The 18845-nt window shown below is 40.1% G+C and carries 17 protein-coding genes; all 17 read left to right on the top strand.

From position 1 onward, the window contains the following. Positions 1-33: 33 nt before the first annotated feature. The 17 genes from BPR_RS17675 to BPR_RS17595 all read left to right on the top strand — a co-directional run bounded on the left by BPR_RS17675 (position 34) and on the right by BPR_RS17595 (position 18833). Positions 34-243 (top strand): hypothetical protein, encoded by a 210-nt coding sequence (locus tag BPR_RS17675; protein WP_013282870.1) that lies wholly within the window; start codon positions 34-36, stop codon positions 241-243. Positions 244-394: 151 nt separating this feature from the next. Continuing rightward, positions 395-1114: a thermonuclease family protein gene (locus tag BPR_RS17670; protein WP_013282869.1), complete on the top strand. Its 720-nt coding sequence runs from the start codon at positions 395-397 to the stop codon at positions 1112-1114. Positions 1115-1374: 260 nt separating this feature from the next. Further along, a complete protein-coding gene (locus tag BPR_RS17665) occupies positions 1375-3306 on the top strand; it encodes a cell wall hydrolase (RefSeq protein WP_013282868.1) in 1932 nt (643 codons plus the stop codon). 86 nt (positions 3307-3392) lie between these two features. Next, a complete protein-coding gene (locus BPR_RS17660) occupies positions 3393-4523 on the top strand; it encodes an SAF domain-containing protein (RefSeq protein ID WP_013282867.1) in 1131 nt (376 codons plus the stop codon). A gap of 68 nt (positions 4524-4591) precedes the next feature. Then, entirely contained in the window at positions 4592-5275 is a 684-nt protein-coding gene (locus tag BPR_RS17655) for a hypothetical protein (protein WP_013282866.1), read from the top strand. 2 nt (positions 5276-5277) lie between these two features. Continuing rightward, complete coding sequence (locus BPR_RS17650; RefSeq protein ID WP_013282865.1) at positions 5278-6474, top strand: hypothetical protein; 1197 nt, start codon at positions 5278-5280, stop codon at positions 6472-6474. Positions 6475-6528: 54 nt separating this feature from the next. Continuing rightward, positions 6529-8484 (top strand): ATPase, T2SS/T4P/T4SS family, encoded by a 1956-nt coding sequence (locus tag BPR_RS17645; RefSeq protein WP_013282864.1) that lies wholly within the window; start codon positions 6529-6531, stop codon positions 8482-8484. A 33-nt stretch (positions 8485-8517) separates the two neighbouring features. Further along, the gene (locus tag BPR_RS17640; RefSeq protein WP_013282863.1) at positions 8518-10587 is read left to right on the top strand and encodes a hypothetical protein; all 2070 of its coding nucleotides are present in this window, start codon (positions 8518-8520) and stop codon (positions 10585-10587) included. Between the two features lie 94 nt (positions 10588-10681). Continuing rightward, positions 10682-11170 (top strand): hypothetical protein, encoded by a 489-nt coding sequence (locus BPR_RS17635; protein ID WP_013282862.1) that lies wholly within the window; start codon positions 10682-10684, stop codon positions 11168-11170. 67 nt (positions 11171-11237) lie between these two features. Then, on the top strand, positions 11238-11825 hold the full coding sequence (locus BPR_RS17630; protein WP_013282861.1) for a hypothetical protein: 588 nt from the start codon (positions 11238-11240) through the stop codon (positions 11823-11825). Between the two features lie 15 nt (positions 11826-11840). Next, positions 11841-12335, top strand: coding sequence for a hypothetical protein (locus BPR_RS17625; RefSeq protein ID WP_013282860.1), 495 nt, complete (start codon positions 11841-11843; stop codon positions 12333-12335). A 12-nt stretch (positions 12336-12347) separates the two neighbouring features. Further along, positions 12348-13382, top strand: a complete 1035-nt coding sequence (locus BPR_RS17620) for a hypothetical protein (protein WP_013282859.1) — start codon at positions 12348-12350, stop codon at positions 13380-13382. Between the two features lie 365 nt (positions 13383-13747). After that, positions 13748-13966, top strand: coding sequence for a cold-shock protein (locus tag BPR_RS17615; RefSeq protein WP_013282858.1), 219 nt, complete (start codon positions 13748-13750; stop codon positions 13964-13966). Between the two features lie 92 nt (positions 13967-14058). Further along, complete coding sequence (locus BPR_RS17610; RefSeq protein ID WP_013282857.1) at positions 14059-16863, top strand: type IV secretory system conjugative DNA transfer family protein; 2805 nt, start codon at positions 14059-14061, stop codon at positions 16861-16863. Positions 16864-16935: 72 nt separating this feature from the next. Beyond that, entirely contained in the window at positions 16936-17340 is a 405-nt protein-coding gene (locus BPR_RS17605; RefSeq protein WP_013282856.1) for a hypothetical protein, read from the top strand. 110 nt (positions 17341-17450) lie between these two features. Then, positions 17451-18380: a hypothetical protein gene (locus tag BPR_RS17600; RefSeq protein WP_013282855.1), complete on the top strand. Its 930-nt coding sequence runs from the start codon at positions 17451-17453 to the stop codon at positions 18378-18380. Positions 18381-18389: 9 nt separating this feature from the next. Beyond that, positions 18390-18833 carry a PrgI family protein gene (locus BPR_RS17595; RefSeq protein ID WP_013282854.1) on the top strand — a complete coding sequence of 148 codons (444 nt, stop codon included), beginning with the start codon at positions 18390-18392 and terminating at the stop codon, positions 18831-18833. The last annotated feature ends 12 nt before the right edge of the window (positions 18834-18845 follow it).

Raw genomic sequence — 18845 nt, 5'->3', positions numbered from 1 at the left:
TGGAGAATAATTATATAAGAGAGGTAAAGAAAGATGTCTAAGAAAGCAAAACAGACAATCAAATTTCTTGCTTTATGCCTCAATTTCGTAAACGTGGTACTTATGGTAGTCGTACTCTTTACACCTGTTCCAGCCTGGGTATCCTGGGTGGCACTCTTTGTCGATGCGGTTATCGATTGTATCATCGGTTATCAAGATTGGTATGAGTCAAGAAAGAATGACGGAAATAACCAAAACCGTTGAAGTACCTAGTTGTAACATTTATTTTATAGCCTGTATTATCCCGTTTGGGATATGCAGGCTTTTATTGTGCTCGCAGGGCATTATTTTTATCAGAAAAATACATATTAAAGATAGGTATGAATAAATGATAGTTTAATAAGGAGAAAAACCTATGAAGAAGTTATCAAAATTTGTAATCCTCTGCCTGATCGGCAGCTGTATCTGTTCTTTAGGAATGAATAAGCAGGTAAAAGCCCCGGAAGAGAATACCGTTGTAAATGAAGCAGTAGCAGAACTTAAGAACCTTGCTATAAGCTATGCTAAAGAAAAGACAGATGAAGTAACCGAGGCTGCAACTGAACAGGCGTCTGAAAAGATAGGCCAGATAAAAGAAGATATTGAGAAAAAGCTCTCATTGGATACAGAAAAGAATGAAAATGCTTTTGAAGAAGTTATCCTTGTATCCGTTGTAGATGGAGACACTCTTGTCGTGATTGGCGAAGATGGCCTCGAATATAAGGTACGTCTTATTGGAATTGATACTCCTGAATCAGTGCACTCAGATGCATCTAAAAACAATGAGTATGGCAAGATGGCAAGTGAGCATACTAAGAAGCTTTTATCAAACACAGATGTGCTTTATCTTGAATACGACATCCATATGACAGATAAGTATAACAGGACTCTTGCTTATGTCTGGACAAAGAAAGAGCCTTCTGGACTGGAAGATATGCTGAACTATCAGATCCTTTCAGATGGATATGCAATTGATAAGGTATTTAAGCCAAACTGCAAGTACGCAGAAAACTTTAACAAGATCTGTAAGAAGGCAAATGACGGACAAAAAGGGCTTTGGCAGTATGATGGATACAGAGAAATTGTAGAAAGATAAGTATATAAGCGGACCCTTGTGGTCCGCTTTTTGCATGATAGACCAAAATCGTGATAAAACCTGCTGTTGATAAGCAGGCTTATTTTTGTGCGGAAAAATTAGGGAAATTAATACAATATTGACGGATTATTATTAAAAAATATATCCCAAAAACGAATTTGTGCAGAAATAGTTTGAATGGCTTATAGGATTTACGATTTGGTAAATAGCCATAATCTAAGTCGGTTATTGCAAACAGCAAGGATCGCGAGGAGACAATAATGCAACTTAGACTTAAACAGACTTTAAGTGTAGTTTTAGCTGCGCTTATTATTGCCTGTAACGTAACCGGATTACCGGTGTTAGCAAAATCGAATGATGACCAGATCAGGGATAATATCACCCGCACGGTACTAGAAATGGAAGCCATCATGGAGCGTTCTTATGAGAATGCCAAAGAGAAGCTTTCGGACGACTGTCATGATGGCGGATATGACTATGAACTATCCCTTGAATCTTTTAATGACCAGGGAACTCCCTTTTCAAATTATGACTACGAAAGATTCATCGCCGCATATGCAACCATACAGGAATACTGCATGGATAATGGCATGTCGATGGGCGAGGGAATAAACCAGATTGATTTTGTCACTTATGTAACAGAAGAAGCACAGATAGAAGAGTACATCCCTGAAGTAATGGATAAATACGTCTCAATGGGTGACGGCATTTATAAAAAGGATGGAACTTATTACCTGACTGAGCCTACCGAAGTCGGAATCTATGAAGAAAACGACGACGGCAATTACATAATGACCGGGACAGAAGTGCATGATCTTAAAAAGGTGACTACGAAATATCTGGAAGTAACCCTAAGCGTAGCTTCTCTTGAAAGTATTTACGAAACATTTGGCCTTGACAGAAAAGACCATGAGGATACTGAGGAAAAAAGACATGAGGCCATGGACAGGATCATGGGCAAGGCAAACCTTGATCAGACAACATTCCTTCAAAGAGGCCTGGGACTCAGCGAAGAAGATGAAAAAATAATCAATGAAGCCATTGCAATGACAGATGTGACTATAAGAAAACAGCTCATTCAGATTGCTGCATCTATTATAGGTAAAGTGCCATACGAATGGGGCGGAAAATCTGACATGGCAGGCTTTGATAACACATGGTACACGTTCGATGAGAACGGAAAGCAGAAAGGTCTTGACTGTTCCGGATATGTGCAGTGGATACTTCGGACTGCAGGATATGACAACTGGGACAGGCTTGTCGGTACAAACGATTTCCTGAGCTCTAAAGATGATCTGTATCCTATATCTGCATCAGATCTTCAGCCGGGTGATTTTGGACTATTTTATCCGGATAACAAAGCGCGTACCAACCATATTGGAATGTATCTAGGAGACGGTTACTGGATTCATTGTTCTTCAACTGCCAATACCGTAACCATAAGCAACAATAGTAAATTTTCAGTATATAGAAGGCTTAATCTTCTAAAGGATGATTCAGAGAGATTTATTATCACGGAAGTACAAAAAGACGACGAAACCACAAATGAGACTTCATTTGCAATCGTAGCTGAATCATCCGTAAAAAAGATTGACGACAAAAAGGCAGAGACCAAGAAAGAAGAAAAGAATAAAGAAAAGCCTGTTGAAACTACTGAAACTCAGGAAGCAAAAGAAGTAAAGAAAGAAGAGAAGTCACAGGAAGTTACTCCAGCTCCGGAGACAGAAGTTGTTTCTGAACCCGAGCCTGAAGCAGAACCGGTACAGGAAACAATAATACATATAGCTAGTAACAGCTCTGCAATTACATATACAGAAAGTGAGCTTATCCTCATGACAAAAATTGTCATGTGTGAGGCACAGGCAGAGGGATATAACGGCTGGGTTGGCGTAGCACAGGTAATAAGAAACAGGATATTGAGCCCGTATTTTGCACAGACGTCTGTTGAGGGCGTTGTATCCGCAAACAAGCAGTTTTCTACATACAAAAAGGCAACGCGTATGTCAGACGGAGATATAAATCAGGATATATATCTTGTATGCAGAAAAGTTTTAGATGGAGAACTAAGAATCTTCCCATCTGACGAAGTTATAGGTTTTAAGCGCACTTCGTCCAATGATGATAATTGGAATGGTTGGCATAAATACAGCCAAATGCCAACTATAGGCAACCATTCTTTTTATGTTAAATAAATACGAACAAAAATAACTTGTTTGTAAACCCCATAATTAAAGCAAGACCATTTCAAAAACACCATTTACAAGGAGGAACACACAAAATGGGTAGAAAGAAAGTCAGAATCTTAACACTAATACTTATCATCGTAGCTATCATAGCTATGGCACTGGGCGCACTTTTATATGTTACAAATCAGCGCCTTGTCAAGAGCGCAATGGATGCTGACAGCGTCAAGACAGAGCTCGAGAACAACAGACAGACAAACGTATGGGTTGCAAAAACTGATATCAAGAAGGGTGACAGCATTATTGATTCAAAGACAGCTGAGGAGAAAAATTCAAATGATCCTTCACAGTCTCGCGATGAGCAGACAGCAAGCGCTATCATCCAGACAGAAGTTATTGCAAATATTTATAAGGATGATATCTACACATCACTTCCACGCTCATCCTATATCACTTCTGAGCAGATAGGAGCAACAGCACTTGTTGATATTCCTGCCGGAACACCTATCATGGCAAACATGGTAGAGGCTCTTACTATTACAACAGATACAAGAGAGTTTGAAATTACTGCAGTTAACCTTATGGTTGACCAACAGGAGAACGATATTGTTGATATCCGTCTCGCTTTCCCAAATGGCGAGGATTATCTTGTGCTTCCAAAGAAGCAGATCAAGAATCTTTCTCTTGCTTATGCTGATTTCTGGACATATATGACCGAGAACGAGATCCTTACATATAGAAGCGCTGTATGTGATGCATACCAGACTACTGGTGCGTACTTCTATGCAGTTCGTTATGTTGAATCAAATCTTCAGGATGGTGCAACAGCAAACTACCTTGTAAGAAGCGAGACTATTGACCTTATGAGGTCAGACCCTAACCTTTATGCTACAGCTGAGCAGACAATGAATGCATCAGCAAGACTAGCTCTTGAAGTAAGACTTGGTCAGCTTACAGATGATCAGCTTGCTGCAGTGGCAAATGGCCTCGGCATTGCTGATACTGCAAAGAACTCTGTTCTTGCACAGAATACTGATAACAACGCCGCCGCAATCGGCTCTTATGGTCTTGATAAGCATACAAGAGAGGAAGAACTTAATTCCGACAGCGAAGAAACAACTGAAGATACAACAGGTGATGCTACAACAAGTAATGGCCTTGTTTCTCCCGACACATTCAATTCCACAGAACTTTCTACCCCAGTAGATATCGACGGTGGAACATAATATATGCGCTTTTAATAAAGAACATATAGATAAGGCTACAACTAGTTTAGATAAATTGGAGGAAACCTATGAGTTTATTTAAGAAAGCAGCTCCTGTTATACAGGAGGCTCAGGATAAATCAGAACCCAAGCTCGTTGTCATTGTTGGTTCTGAAAATAGTCTTTTCCCACTCTTCATTGCTCAGACAATTACTGATGAAGACAGCGGAGTTTTACTAATTGACAATTCAAGGACACAGGATCTTTATGAGCCTGTTCCGAAGGATAATAAGATTGGTAATGCAGATGAGGTTTGCGTTGTGTCAAACCGAATCTATAGCCCAGATGTGTTCAAAAAATTTGACTACACAATTGCGTACCTTGGCTACAATGTGCAGGACGACTATATCGAGAATGCAGATTTCATCATCGTGTTGTCAGACTACACGCTTGTATCAAGAGATTTCCTTGCGCAGCTTGAACTGAAGAACAAGCCTGCACGAATTGTATTCTACAACAAGGTATCTACAAGGGTAACCGAAAAGATGCTTCTTGATGTTATGCAGAAAAATACAGCTCTTGATACTGACGTTATCGTATCTCTGGAATTTACTGAGGATGATGCTAATGCATATATCAACTTCTTATACGAAGGAACACGCAGCATCTCAACAGCATCTAAGGATATGAGAAATGCCATTGCTCTTTTAAACAAGGATATCAAGCTAGGTTATCAGCAGGATGTTCAGGTCGAGATAGAAAGTGAGGACTGATTATGATTATCGCCGTACAGGGAACCGTCTATGGCAACAACCAGTCGGTTAAGGTATTAAATGCTCTCGCAGTTATGGGAGTACATAAAGATAAAAAATCAACACTGATCCTTCAGTTTGGGGACAGGTCACGTAAGTCTGTAGAGCAGTATCTGATCGGTTCAACGCTTGCAAACGAAAGTCTTGTACAGGATCAGTCAGTACCGGATGTATCAATCGGTATGGATGCGCTCTGCGCACACCCTGCTACACAGCAGTTTACAAAGGATATTTTTTCTGAGACATCAAGACCCCTTGTTGTTTCAAACGTAAAGAATGTCTTTGACGTAGTAGTTTCTTCAAGAAAAGAGTCATTTGGACAGGAAATGCTTAATAAGAATAAGAAAGCCTTAGAGGATGAAGTAGACTACTTCCAGGCACTACTCGAGGCAGCAGATAAAATCTATGACATGGTATATGTACTGCTCCCTTCAAAGAACATCGCTCTTTGCAGACAGATACTTGAACAGGTTAATACAAACATCATCTGCATTAACCAGGGTAAGAAAGAACCTGTTAACCATGGCGGGAAGAGAGAGCTTTACGTAGTTACAGATTACTGCTCAGGTTCTGTATTTAACTCAAAAACACTTTCTCAGACATACAACCAGAAGACTGTATACGGATGTATGCATAACATCGGATATAACGATGCTTGTGCAAACGGTACAGCTCTTAAGTTCCTTAATGAGAACATGCAGGCACAGCCTAAGGATGCTAACTACAACTTCATCCACAATATCGAGCTTTTGTACAACACTCTTGTACATAAGGTTGGAAAGAAGAAGGAAGAAGCAGATCTTCAGGGACTTAAGGAATATGATGCTCTTAAGTTCATTCAAACCTGGGAGCCATTCACAGAAAGGCCTATAACAGAAATTTCCGTTTCTGGGACATTTAAGAAGGTAACAACAACTAATACCAAGCTTGTCTCAGAAGATAGCAATGTAGAAATTGTTAAGCCGGAAGTAACTACAGATAACGATAAGGTCTTGCAGGACCTTGAAAAATTAGCAGATGAGGAAGATACATTCACCCCAGAAGCTCCAAAGAAGAACGAACGTCCTATCTTCGGAAAGAAGAATAAGAAAAAGAATAAGAATGCACAGGCATCCAACGCAGAAGGTTCTGACGAGGATGATAAGTGGACAATCACCTGATAAATGTAACTGTTCTCCCTGGCAGGCCATGGAGAATGATTTGGAGGAACACACATGATTATTTTAAACCTGATTTTGACATTCTTGATAATTGCGGGCCTCTCTGGAGCAATCTATCTGTATCTGACAAGATCTAAGGCTATAGTCAAGGATACAGATGGTGATGCACTTGTTATTAATAAGGCATCAATTCATGACCTTGCGGTGCTTTCCGCTCGTTCAATTGGAAGCTTCCTTCGTCAGGATTTTTCAAACCAGAATCTGACAGAGGCAGAGTACAACAACAAGAATGCCGCCAAGAAAAGACTTAGACATTCACTCGCGGAGGCCGCTTATGGCGATGCTGAAGCAAAAACGATTATCAAAGAGTACATCAAATCAATCATCACCACAAGTAATGATCTGCGAGTATCTGAGGTAAATATTGGTGATTATATTGCATTTGATGAGCCGGAGCAGCTTTCTGCGTCTGAGAAATTCTTTATACTTCTGACCGCTTATCAAAAATACGAAGGCTCAGGCAGTCTTTCAAAGATGTTCAAGGACCTTGGATTCGCCGACCAGTCTCTTATTACAGACAAGATGATAGACGAAGGCTATGAAAAGCTGTCAGACCTTGATTTCTGTCAGAAATGTGGATACGAAGATATCCTCACAGAGTTCTCATATGACGAAAAACTCGACTATCTTACACAGGAAATCTTCCAGTCGATCTATGGATTTGGCGTAATCGACAGACTCCTTGAAACCGATATCGATGAAATCGATGGTGGTATTTCAGGACTTCCTGTTGGAACATTTACTATCGATAAGGCATCTATCAGAAATGCAAAATTTTCATCAGATGCAGTATGGATCCTGTTTCATGGTCACAACATACATCTTGACTGCTTATCTTTTGAGTCAGCAGAAGAGATCGAGCGTGTCTGCGAAAACGTATATAAATATAATGCTCAGCAGGTATTCTCAAGATCAAAGGGATTCGTTGTTTCTTCCATGAAAAATGGTTCCCGTGTCGTTGTAGTAAGACCTCCGTTTGCCGATAAGTTTGCTTTCTTCGTAAGAAAGTTCGATTCAGCTCCTTCAATTGCTCCCGAATCACTTATCGTGGGAGAAGGTAATGAAATTCTAAGAACTCTTTGTGAATGGTTTGTAAGAGGACAGCGTAATATCGCTATCACTGGTCAGCAGGGAACTGGTAAGACCACAATGCTTAAAGCATTTATCCGCTGGATTGAGAACCTTAACATAAGGACACAAGAGTTGGCCTTCGAAATGAACCTTTCGTTTGCTTATCCTGAAAAGAATATCCTTTCGTTCCAGGAAACAGACACTGTAACAGCTCAGGCAGGTCTTAATGTTCAGAAAAAGACAAACGGTGCCGTAAATATCGTCGGTGAGGTTGCTGATGCCGAACAGGCGTCACATATTATCCAGACAGCGAACGTAGCTTCCCTGTTTGCGATGTTTACACACCACGCAAAAAGTACATCATCGCTCGTTAACATGATAGCGCTGAACCTTCTTCAGCTTGGACTTTATAAGGAAAAGAGAGATGCGGTAGAAATATCTGCACAGACACTTAATGTTAACGTACACCTTGAAAATACAGATACTTACAGACATATCGAATTCATCGATGAGATCATTCCGGTTACTGACGTGGCGTATCCTTCAGAGGAAATCTTAAAGAATAAGGCATATGACCCTGATGCTTATACAGTAGAGCTGGGAAGATTAGATGAAAGAGAATATTACAAGAGAATGACAGATAGAAAGTTATTCCTTGTAAATAACATTGTTAAGTGGAACCGTATTCCGGGAGAGAAAAATCCTAGAATTGGCTTCTATACACTTGAACACATGCCAAGTAAAGAAATGCTTGCGGATATGAGAAACAGGCTTACTGATCCTCAGCTTAAGCAGCGTTTTGATGATGACATGGAAAAGATACAGCAAATCGACCGTGAAATCCGTCAGAAATATGCACAGTACATCCAGGAAGCCTAAGGCAACCTGCAGTTGGCAAAGGAGTAACTCAAAATGTCAATATCGATGGTAATAAAGATCGTTATTGCAATATGGGCAGTGATAATCGCAGCTGTTGTTGCAATACGAATCGTAAATAAAAACAAAACAAAAACTGTGCAGGCCGGACATATGGAGATGGTCGGCAACAGTAACAGAAAGAACAGACTGTTTACTCTGTATAAGATTTACAAGAACAATGCGATTACCAGAAAGACATTTTCAAAAGTGGAGTCAAGGATAAGACTTTTGTATCCTGCGGATGAGATATCCATCCACCTTGAGGCAACAAAGACCATGAACAGAGGATTTAGAAGAGCCGGCATCGTGTTCGGAATCCTCACATCAATGGGTGTATGTAACGTTTTTTTGGTTAAGAGTATTGACTTCTACTATATTCTTCTTGGTGCGATCCTTGCCTGGAGAATATTCATAAGGACCGTAAAAGGAAGGCTTGAGCAGGCAGAGTTCAGACTTCTTAAGCAGTATTCGAACTTCCTGTTCAACGACCTGGTGCCTTCATATCAGAAGCATCATGGGCACCTTGATGAGGCAATCTACTCTGTTATAGATGAGCTTCCTACGCTTATGGCTCTGCATGCCACAAGGATCTATGACGTAGTTAAATCTCCAAAGCTCGAAGAGGCTGCTGCCGCTTATGCGGATTATGCGCCAAATAACTTCTTTACCAGTTTGGTATCACTTATCGTGCCAACAAAGCTGTATGGAGATAAGACACTAGAAGACGGTAAGACAACCTTTATCAAAGGTATCATGAACCTTAATAAGCAGCTCAATGAAGAGCTTCTTATGAAACAGAGACTTGACGCGGCGTTTTCATCACTATCAATCATCACTTTATCAGGCGTATTCATGATGCCGATGCTAAGATGGTTCTTTGCTCACTTTTTCCCACAGACTACCACGTTCTTTAACGGAACAACAGGAATCGTAGTCGAGCTCATTATCTTTATCGTGACATTCCTATGTGATTATCTCATTGATGCGCTGAAGAATACATCAAAACAGGAAATAAGAGAGCACAGTGTCTGGGAGAAGCTTGCAAACAGGCCAGCTCTTAGCCCTATCCTTAATGTCCAGTATTCAAGACATTTCACAGTCCTTAACAGGATTGACAGAAAGATGAAGGCAACCGGAGACCATACTGGAATTAAGGCATATATGGTTGAGTGTGCCGCATATGCGCTTATTGCATTTGTAGTCGTAAATGTGTTCTTTGGAACATCACTTATCAGCAGAACCAAGATAGCGCTTAATGATTTTTCAAATGATTTTACCAACGTAATCGTGCCATCTGAAACATACAAAAAGCAGATGGAAGCCATCAGTACAACCCTTACATACCAATATAAAGGGGAACACTTGACTGATGACGATATAGACAGGGTAAAGGATGATATCCGTAACGAAGAATCAGTCATCAAGTCAGACGAATATGTAACTCCTACTGCTGAAGCGATCATTGCTCACAACAAGGATTTCCATAACGTATATTTCAAGTTCTGGTATGAATTCATAGCAATCCTTGCAGCAGTAGTTGCCTTCAATACTCCGAAAAACCTGTTGTCCTTCAAGGCAAAGGCCATGGAAATGGGTAAAGAAGACGAGGTTAACTCATTTAACCTTCTGGCTACAATCTTCATGGATATGGACGGTATCAAAGTAGAGACGCTTCTTGAGTGGATGGAAAGATTCTCATATTACTACAAGGAAGCAATCGTTGAATGTATCGTTACGTATCCAATGGGTAAAACGAAAGCTCTTAATAAGCTTAAAGACTATGACACACTGGACACTTTCCAGCGATTCATTGAGTCGCTGTTAAATATTGATGAAGTAGGTATGAAAAAAGCTTTTGCGGATATAGAGATCCAGCAGGATTTCTATGCAGAGAAGAGAAAAGCTGACAATGAAACTCTCATTAATAGAAAGCGTAATGCAGCAAACACTATCGGATTCATTCCATTCTATGCCACAATGGCGCTCTGGATGGGCCTTCCAATGGGGTTGTATGCATATTCACTATTCAAACAGTTTTCTGCACAGATCAGTTCTCTTATGTAAGAGGGCGAAATCAAAATTTATTACTTTTATACTTAGTCCATAGTATAGAAGGAATCGAAACAATTATTTATCTATCTAATAGGAGGAAATTATTATGGATGATAACGCAACCAAGGGCTTGCATTTAGGCGCAGGACTTATTATGACAATCGTACTCATCGGAGCAGCTATCACAATCGTACTTATTGGTGTAGCGCTTATGAACCAGGGCGGAAGCAAGGCTTCTACAATGGCTAACGATCTAGCTAATCAGCAGTACACATCTTATAACAACAAGCAGGTAAATGGCGACACAATCATGTCTCTTATCGAACAGTACGCTAACGAAGATATTTCTATTGTAATCGATATCGGCGGTGATGCGACATCTTATATCCGCGAGGCTGACGGTGCATCTTTTGATGATTATACAGGTTCTCTCGGTGATAAGGTTGATGATATGTCAACACTTATTAAAGATTCAAGAGACAAGACATCAGACAAGTATGTTTCACCTACTAAGATGTTTACATGTCACGTACTTAAGAACGAAAAGACTGACGCCATCACAATCATGTATTTTAAGGATACTACAGAAGACTGATCTCTTTGTTATGTGGCTAAATAGGGTGCCGCATTTTGGCACCCTATATTAATACAGGAGATAAATTATGGATAGCACGATCAAGCTGATTGAGAGTGCATTTTCTGCCATAGCATTTTGTTTGATGCTATTGATGGTTTTACTTTTCTTTGGCGGAGCTTATGCATTCTTAAATGCAAAACTTGAGACAGAAGGCTTTAATACAGCTTTGGTAAAGTCTAATAGATCAGAAATGGTCGAGGACCGAGATATTGTTTTATATACCGGAAGAACAAGATATGGCACATATTTTGGAGATGGCAGCGAGACCGTGAACCTTTATGGCGATTCTTACGCGACCATAACAAAAGATAACAGCGCGGAATATAAAACAGGCGAAGCTGCTACCGGAGCATCGGTATTTATGGAAATACAGACACTTCCGAACAGTGTAGCGCAGGTCGAGATTGATCATATCGTTTTAAATAATTACCCAGGACATGTTGATGACGAGACAGTATCCGGACATCCCAATATTGCGTTTTATACAAACCGAGGGAAAACACAAGATCTTCTTACGGCAGCAGGACTTGACCTTACCAGAAATTATGTAAAGTCATATGAATATGATAGCAGATATGGATATATTACCAAAATAAAGTATTCCCGTATCTGACACAGGAGAAAAATAATGGTAGAGGAACCTATTGCAAAGGCTTTTGCCACATTTTTTATAGTACTTGCGCTTGCGCTTGTGCCACTTATGATCATCACAAATTCCATAGACTCAATGACAAGATCTGCCGTTGAGAGCGCGGTTCAGGATTTTTCTGATAATGCCAGGAGTACGGGATATATCACAAGAGAAGAGTATGACATCTTAAAAAGCAAGCTTGCAGCTACAAACTATGCTTACAGGGTTGAAATGCTCCACAGATCCAAAGTAGTTGTCCCTGATGATGGCATATTAGGATATGTTACAGCATATCATGCCTATGGATATGACGATATCATGGAAACACTGGAAGAAACCGGGGTTTATGAAATGAAAAACGGCGACTTCTATTATATAAAGCTCACATCTGCCTCTGATACCATTGGTTCTCATATATATGGTATATTTACGGGAACTCCGGGGTATAAGCTTTCTATCCCCGCAGGAGGCATGGTCGGCAATCAAAGATAAAGGCAGGTAAATATGAGTAATATTGGAAGAATGGGCATAGCGCTTGTAACGTTTATCCTTACTCTTGCAATGCCTTTATTATTCTTTATGTCCTATGATTCAAAAAACCAACAGGACAACACACATGTTAAGGCAACGCTTACAACGGCCTCGTATGATGCTGTTCAGACAATAAGCCTTGTAGATGGATATGCTTTTAAGAGCCAGGCACAAAAGGACAATGCTCTTAATGCATTCTACATGTCACTCGCTGCAGGATACTATTCAGTCCTTGGCGTAAATGATACAAAGCTTGTTGCGTATCTGCCATTTGTAATGCTTGTTGATAATGATGGGATATATGTCTGCTATGACACAAACTATACAAGCTATTGGTCAGATGCAGCTGGAAAGCCCGAGTATGCAGATGACACATACTATATAACCCCAATTTCAGCTTATGCAGCGACCTATCTTGAAAGCGCAAGCTCAGAACCCTATGTAGTTCAGTTTACGCTCGGCGACAAGATGACGGTATATTCTGGTGGTCGCATGCTTGCAGAAGGAAGTTATACCGTTGTAAAAGATGTTTTAAAAAATAAGTATGCAACTGCACTGGCAACTCTGCCTTTTATGCAGACCGAGAGCATGTATATTGAAGAAAAGCAGGCTGTGATAACAAATACTGCATCAAGACTCATAAATAAATATCTTAATGAAAATGTTGCGGGAATTGATAATGTAGGTTTTAATCTTGCAAACACGCAGTATTATTTCAACCTTTCAACCATGCAGCAGTCGTGGCAGAATGCATTATCCGGTCCCACAGTAGTCGCTTTTTATCATGGCCCTCATAACAGACTCAACAATCATCAGGTCGCACAGGTTGTACTTGCTGGTGGCGAGCTTGCTAAGACGCAGAAGTATTACTTGTCCTATGAACATGGTGACAGATATTATCATGTGCCAGGCTGTTCACACATAGATTCATCCATCTATACAAATTTCAACAGCATGGAAGAAGCAGCCCAGGCAGGAGCATATCCCTGTCCTGACTGTATCTACTAATTTATATGAACTACCACCACCGATGTAATCGGAAATGGTTTCTACAATACCTTGCGGTATAGTAAGGCACGTTCACAGCGCTGCTACTCCGTTGGGGCGGAACCCCTTCGGCATACTTTAAGTGTTATATATGCGCTTGTGGCGCCTGGGAACTAAACACCTTGTATATTTTACGCACCACAGGTTCTTGGTTTGTTAGATTCGTGGTGCAACCTCATATATACAGTTTTCAAGGTTCCGATATGCTATATATTCTAGCGCAAACATGTGTTTGCGTAAAGGCGATTCATCCCACATCCGATTTCATCGGAAGGGGTTTTCTCGCTAAATTTTATAAGCCTTACTTGTAAAAGAAAGGACGCAATATGGAAAGGGAAAATATAAAAGGAGCCGTTAAATGGTTTGATAACTATAAGGGCTTCGGCTTCATTACTTCTGAAGACGGAGAAGATGTTTTTGTACACTACTCCGCAATTTCAAGCGACGGTTATAGAAAACTTACCCAGGATGAGAAAGTCGAATTTGATGTGAGGATAGACGACAAAGGGCGTACCGTTGCGGTAAACGTAAGAAAGATTTCCTAAACATAAATAAGTTCCAAAGGCCAGGCCTTTCGGGGCCTGGTATTTTTTTATGCCATTTTTGGACATTTTTAATGATGGCAGAAAGGATTTTTATGGATTTTAAAAACCTTAATTCACGCACAAAAAAGAGATTGCTGATTTTTATTGGAATACTGGAAGTAATCCTTGTTTACTTTGTGATGCATGTGGTTCATGTAACTGATATGCAGTCAAATCAGCAGTTTGGCCAATTTATTGGCAGCGAAGGTAAAAACGGAATAGAACTGACAGTTCTAGGCATTCAGGAAGCCATCACAAAACCGTTTTATTTTAAAGGGCTTAATCTTCTGCACTGCGTACTTCCACTTCTAATCATCAATGTAGTAGGCGGAATGGCTCTTATCTATAGAGCAATGCTTGTAGCAGACAGAAAAAGTGAGATATATAAAAAGCTTGAAAACAGTACTTTTTGGTTTGGACAAAGAACTGCTCTCTACAGAGCTATAAAGAAATTTGAGGACAAAGTAGAGGTAGTGGATAAAAAGACTGGCGAAAAGCACATGGAAAGTGTGATCAAGGAAATGCCAGAATGGGACTACTACGAATACAAATATGAAACTCCTTATTCAAAGGAGGATGAGGCAGCAGGACTTGCTGATCCTAACATTCTTCTTGGAAAACATCAGGATAATGATGACTATAACAGAAAAAGAGAAGCAGGTCCCTGGATCAAGCACAGTATGTTTGCCCACCAGACAAACCACAACTTAAATACTCTTATCATGGGTGGTTCCGGAACTGGTAAAACATTCAGATGGCTTGAGCCGAACCTTGCTCAGCTTAATAGTTCATTTGCTATTACTGATCCGTCAGGAGAAATTTTCGAAAACATGGGACACATGCTCATGGAAGACGGATACCGCATATGGGTTTTCTCAACAAAGGATCCTGTTCACTCAAACTGTTACAACCCTCTTGATTATATCTACAGAGAGGATGGAGTGACTATCGATCAGACAAAGGTTTCAACTCTTGTAAGTACATTCATCAAGAACGCCAACGATACTTGCGGAAACGGACACAAGGGAGATCCTTTCTGGGAGAAATCATCAAGGGCATGGCTTACATTCGCCATCATGTACTGTGCAGAATTTTTGGAAGTCGAGCAGCGAAACTTCTCAACTATCCTTAAGCTTGCACAGGCCGGAAGATCAGATGAAAACTCTTCATCTTCTGCGACACTTCTTGACTCTATTATTGAGCGCGCCAAGAAGCAGAATCCTGAAGCTAAGTGTTTTAGTTCATATGAAACATTTAACATCGCTCCTGCAAAAACAAGAAACTCTATCCTTATCAGTATTGCGGTAGACCTTGATCCATTCTCTCAGGAGGAAGTAAGAAATCTTACATCAACTTCCTATATCTGTAAGAGAAATAAGCAAGGACTTATAACAGAATACATAAAAGATCCGAAGGGGAATCTTATTAAGGATTCCCACAACCTGGATCTTCCCACAATTGGAGATCAGAAGACAGCACTGTTTATTATAACGCAGACAGCCGCAGATCCATATGGATTCCTTATCTCAATGCTTTACAGTCAGTTGTTTGGCCTTCTCTATTCAAGAGCCGAGACAGTATCTTCAAATACATATCACATATATGCGAAGAATGACACAGTCCTACGCTCCACTTTTAAGACGGAGGAAGAGGCAAATAGTGTTATAAAGCTGTATGCAGAAGCTGAAATAAAGACTGAGACAACACATGGTGAGACTCACCACTATATTTACAACAAGGCAGCAGGCAGGGATTTCACAATTGTGGATAAGGCGGCATTTAAAAAGTACGGATACCTCGAGGAAGTTTATACAGAAGAACTTGGCCTCCAGAAGATAGAACAGTATAAAGAAGCTCATGTAAAGAAGGGTAAACTGAGACTCCCTATTCACACACGCCTTTTGCTCGATGAGTTCGCTAACGTTAGTGAGATACCTCAGTTTGAACAGTTTTTATCGACAATGCGTAAATATGAGATCTCCTGTACCATCATTCTTCAGACATATGCACAGCTTAAGAAAAACTATGGTGATGCTACAAGAACACTTATTGGTCAGTGCGATACCATCATATTCCTTGGCTCTCCTGACTCAGAAGAAACATGTAAATGGTTCTCAGATACTATCGGAGATACTCTTTTAAAAATTGTTGATACAAGTGAGTCTTCAAGTGCGACATCAAGTTCTATCTCAATGTCACATAAAAATGAAGCCACAAAGCTGATCTCTGCATCAGCTCTTAGAAAGCTTGATAATGAGCTTAGTATCATTATTATCCGAGGCGAAAACCCTATCATGTGCCACAAGATGAGTTTTGCCGAGCACAAGAATTTTGCAAAGTCAGGTATTGCTAATCCCAATCTTAAACTGGACGCAAAGTTCACGGCAGAGCACTATACGTGTCTTACTAAAAAGACAGCGATGGATGACACTGAGAAATCAGTTGAAGAGGCTTCTACATCTGTTATGCAGGGCAATCGTGTTGACCAGCCAGATAAACCAATAAGGACAAGAAGGGCTAAGGCAAAAGCTGTTAAAAATAAAGAAGATATGGCAGAAGCAATGGATGTGCCAAATGAGCAGGTAGAAGAAGCTGTTAAGAATACAACAAGTATCGATCCCGCAGATAAGAATACATCCGGAAGCATGGAGGTTACTCCTGCTGCCGTTAATGATGCAATGATCTTCGACGCAACATTTGATGCTCCTTCTGAGCCAGAAATAATATTCCCGAACAATACAGAAGGGGACAATACTACAGATACAGCAGAACCTGCGCCTGCTCCAACTTGTGCAGAAAATACTGGCGGAGATTCAATGTTTGGACCCAATGCAGATACGGATTGGGTGTTCCAATAATAAATTTTAAATGCTCCATAGTATTAAGAGAAATTTTACAAACCAATTTATATTTTAGGAGGAATTTTTGCAATGAAGTTAGTAGAAAATGCGCTTAGCAAGGTTAAAGCTGGTGCTTACAAGGCAAGTCTTATGGCAGCTGCAGCTCCATATATACTCGTTAATGCAGTATGTGGTGCAAATAACGCAGGTGGAAATGCAGGTGGAAATGCAGGCGGCGGTAGCCCTTGGTTTGCTTCACAGGAGATTACAATCAGCGAAAATGTTGATGGAACAACAGTAATGAACAGAGTCGTAACTATCATGGTTGGTGCGTTTGTTGTTCTTGGTATTTTCTGGGCTATTTCAGGTGTCCTTGCTTGGCTTGAGGCTGACAATGAGGGTAATACAACTGCCCAGACTAAGGCTGTTAAGAAGATCGTTACAGGTCTTATCGCTATTGTAGCTCCACTCGTTATCAATTACATTTTTAACTAATTTAGATAGGTAAAGATAACATAAGCAGTATTTATTAACTGCACATCTGATGATGCGGCTGTGCAAATACAGCCTGCATCATCTTTTTTGGTTAATTACGAGGTTTTATTATGAACATTCTAGGAATGATGAACTTCATAAATATGTTTTTGGCCATGATGCTAGATGGTACTCACAATTGGCTTGAAACTACAATCATCTGGTTACAGGATTCTGGAACTAACATGATGGAAGATATGGCGCAAAGCGTTTTGACGTTTAGCGATGTCGATGGAACAGTTATGACAGCTTTTGTATCTTACATCACCGGGCCTGTTGGATTTACATTAATGGTTGCGTATTTTGTAAAAGGAATGATAACAAATGTAGCTGATGGCAAAGACATCATTATTGATGATATTGCAAAACCACTTTTCTTTTTGGTTATGGCAGACTTTCTTATTACAAACTCCGGAACGATTATAAGCGGATTTCTTGCTCTATCAAATGGGATGGGAAAAGTTTATTTTGAAAATATATCAAAAATGACATTAACTGGCGAAATTTTTGATAAAGCCACACAAGTAAAAGCGACATTTGAACCTGTAACCGAAGAGGAACTTAAGAAAACTTCAATTGTAATGCTCGCTATTATGCTGATCCAATCTGTTGGCTCTTTTATAACAAACATATTTGCTTCCGCTTTTCTATTTGTGGTTTTGTGGTCTGCAAAACTTGAACTTATGATGAGATTTAGTTTTGCTCCTATTGGTTTCGCAACAGTTGCTGATGAATCGCAAAAACATGAAGCTTTTAGATATTTAAAGAAACTATTTGCAAGTGCTTTCTATTATGTCGGCATTTTGCTCATTCTATTTATTGCTTCAAAAGAAGCATCTGCGGTTGCTGCAACAATGGTGTCGGGCCAAACCGATGTTAATCCTCTGATAAAAGGCTTACTTTCTTTTGAATCTTCAATATTTGGAGCGATGGCCCCATTTGCAGCGGTTGGAGCAGTGTCTATCGCAAAGAACGTGGTTAACGAATCATTTGGAGCATAAGGAGGACATATGAGCGTAATAAATGTAGAAATAAATCATGACGTCACAAAAGACGAGGTAAAACAGTTTGGTCCATTTACAGGCCTTCAGCTCGTATGCGTTATCATATCAGGAATCATTACCGGAGTGGGAGGAAATTTAATTAAGTATATCTTCCCGGGCGCACTGGTGTCATACCTTTTAATGCTTCCGCTTGCTATTATCCCTATTGCAGTAGGCTGGGGCGGCAAATATGTGCACATGCCAGTTGAAGAATACTATCGCGTTGTTATAAAAAGAAAATTTACACATCCGAAGTTCAGACCTTACGCAACACACAACTGGCTCACAGTGAACATGGATAAGTACCATGAAGAACTAAAGGCAGAAGCAAAACCAGAGAAAAAGACAAAGAAGAACAAGAGTGCAGCTCCTGAGATAAAGATCCCTGAAGAGCTGAAAATGTACAAGTAAGCTGATTAAAGG

The sequence above is a fragment of the Butyrivibrio proteoclasticus B316 genome, assembly GCF_000145035.1.
In the GTDB taxonomy this organism is placed as follows: domain Bacteria; phylum Bacillota; class Clostridia; order Lachnospirales; family Lachnospiraceae; genus Butyrivibrio; species Butyrivibrio proteoclasticus.
The sequence above is the reverse complement of the archived record's forward strand: the minus strand, read 5'-3'. Positions and strand labels throughout refer to the sequence as shown.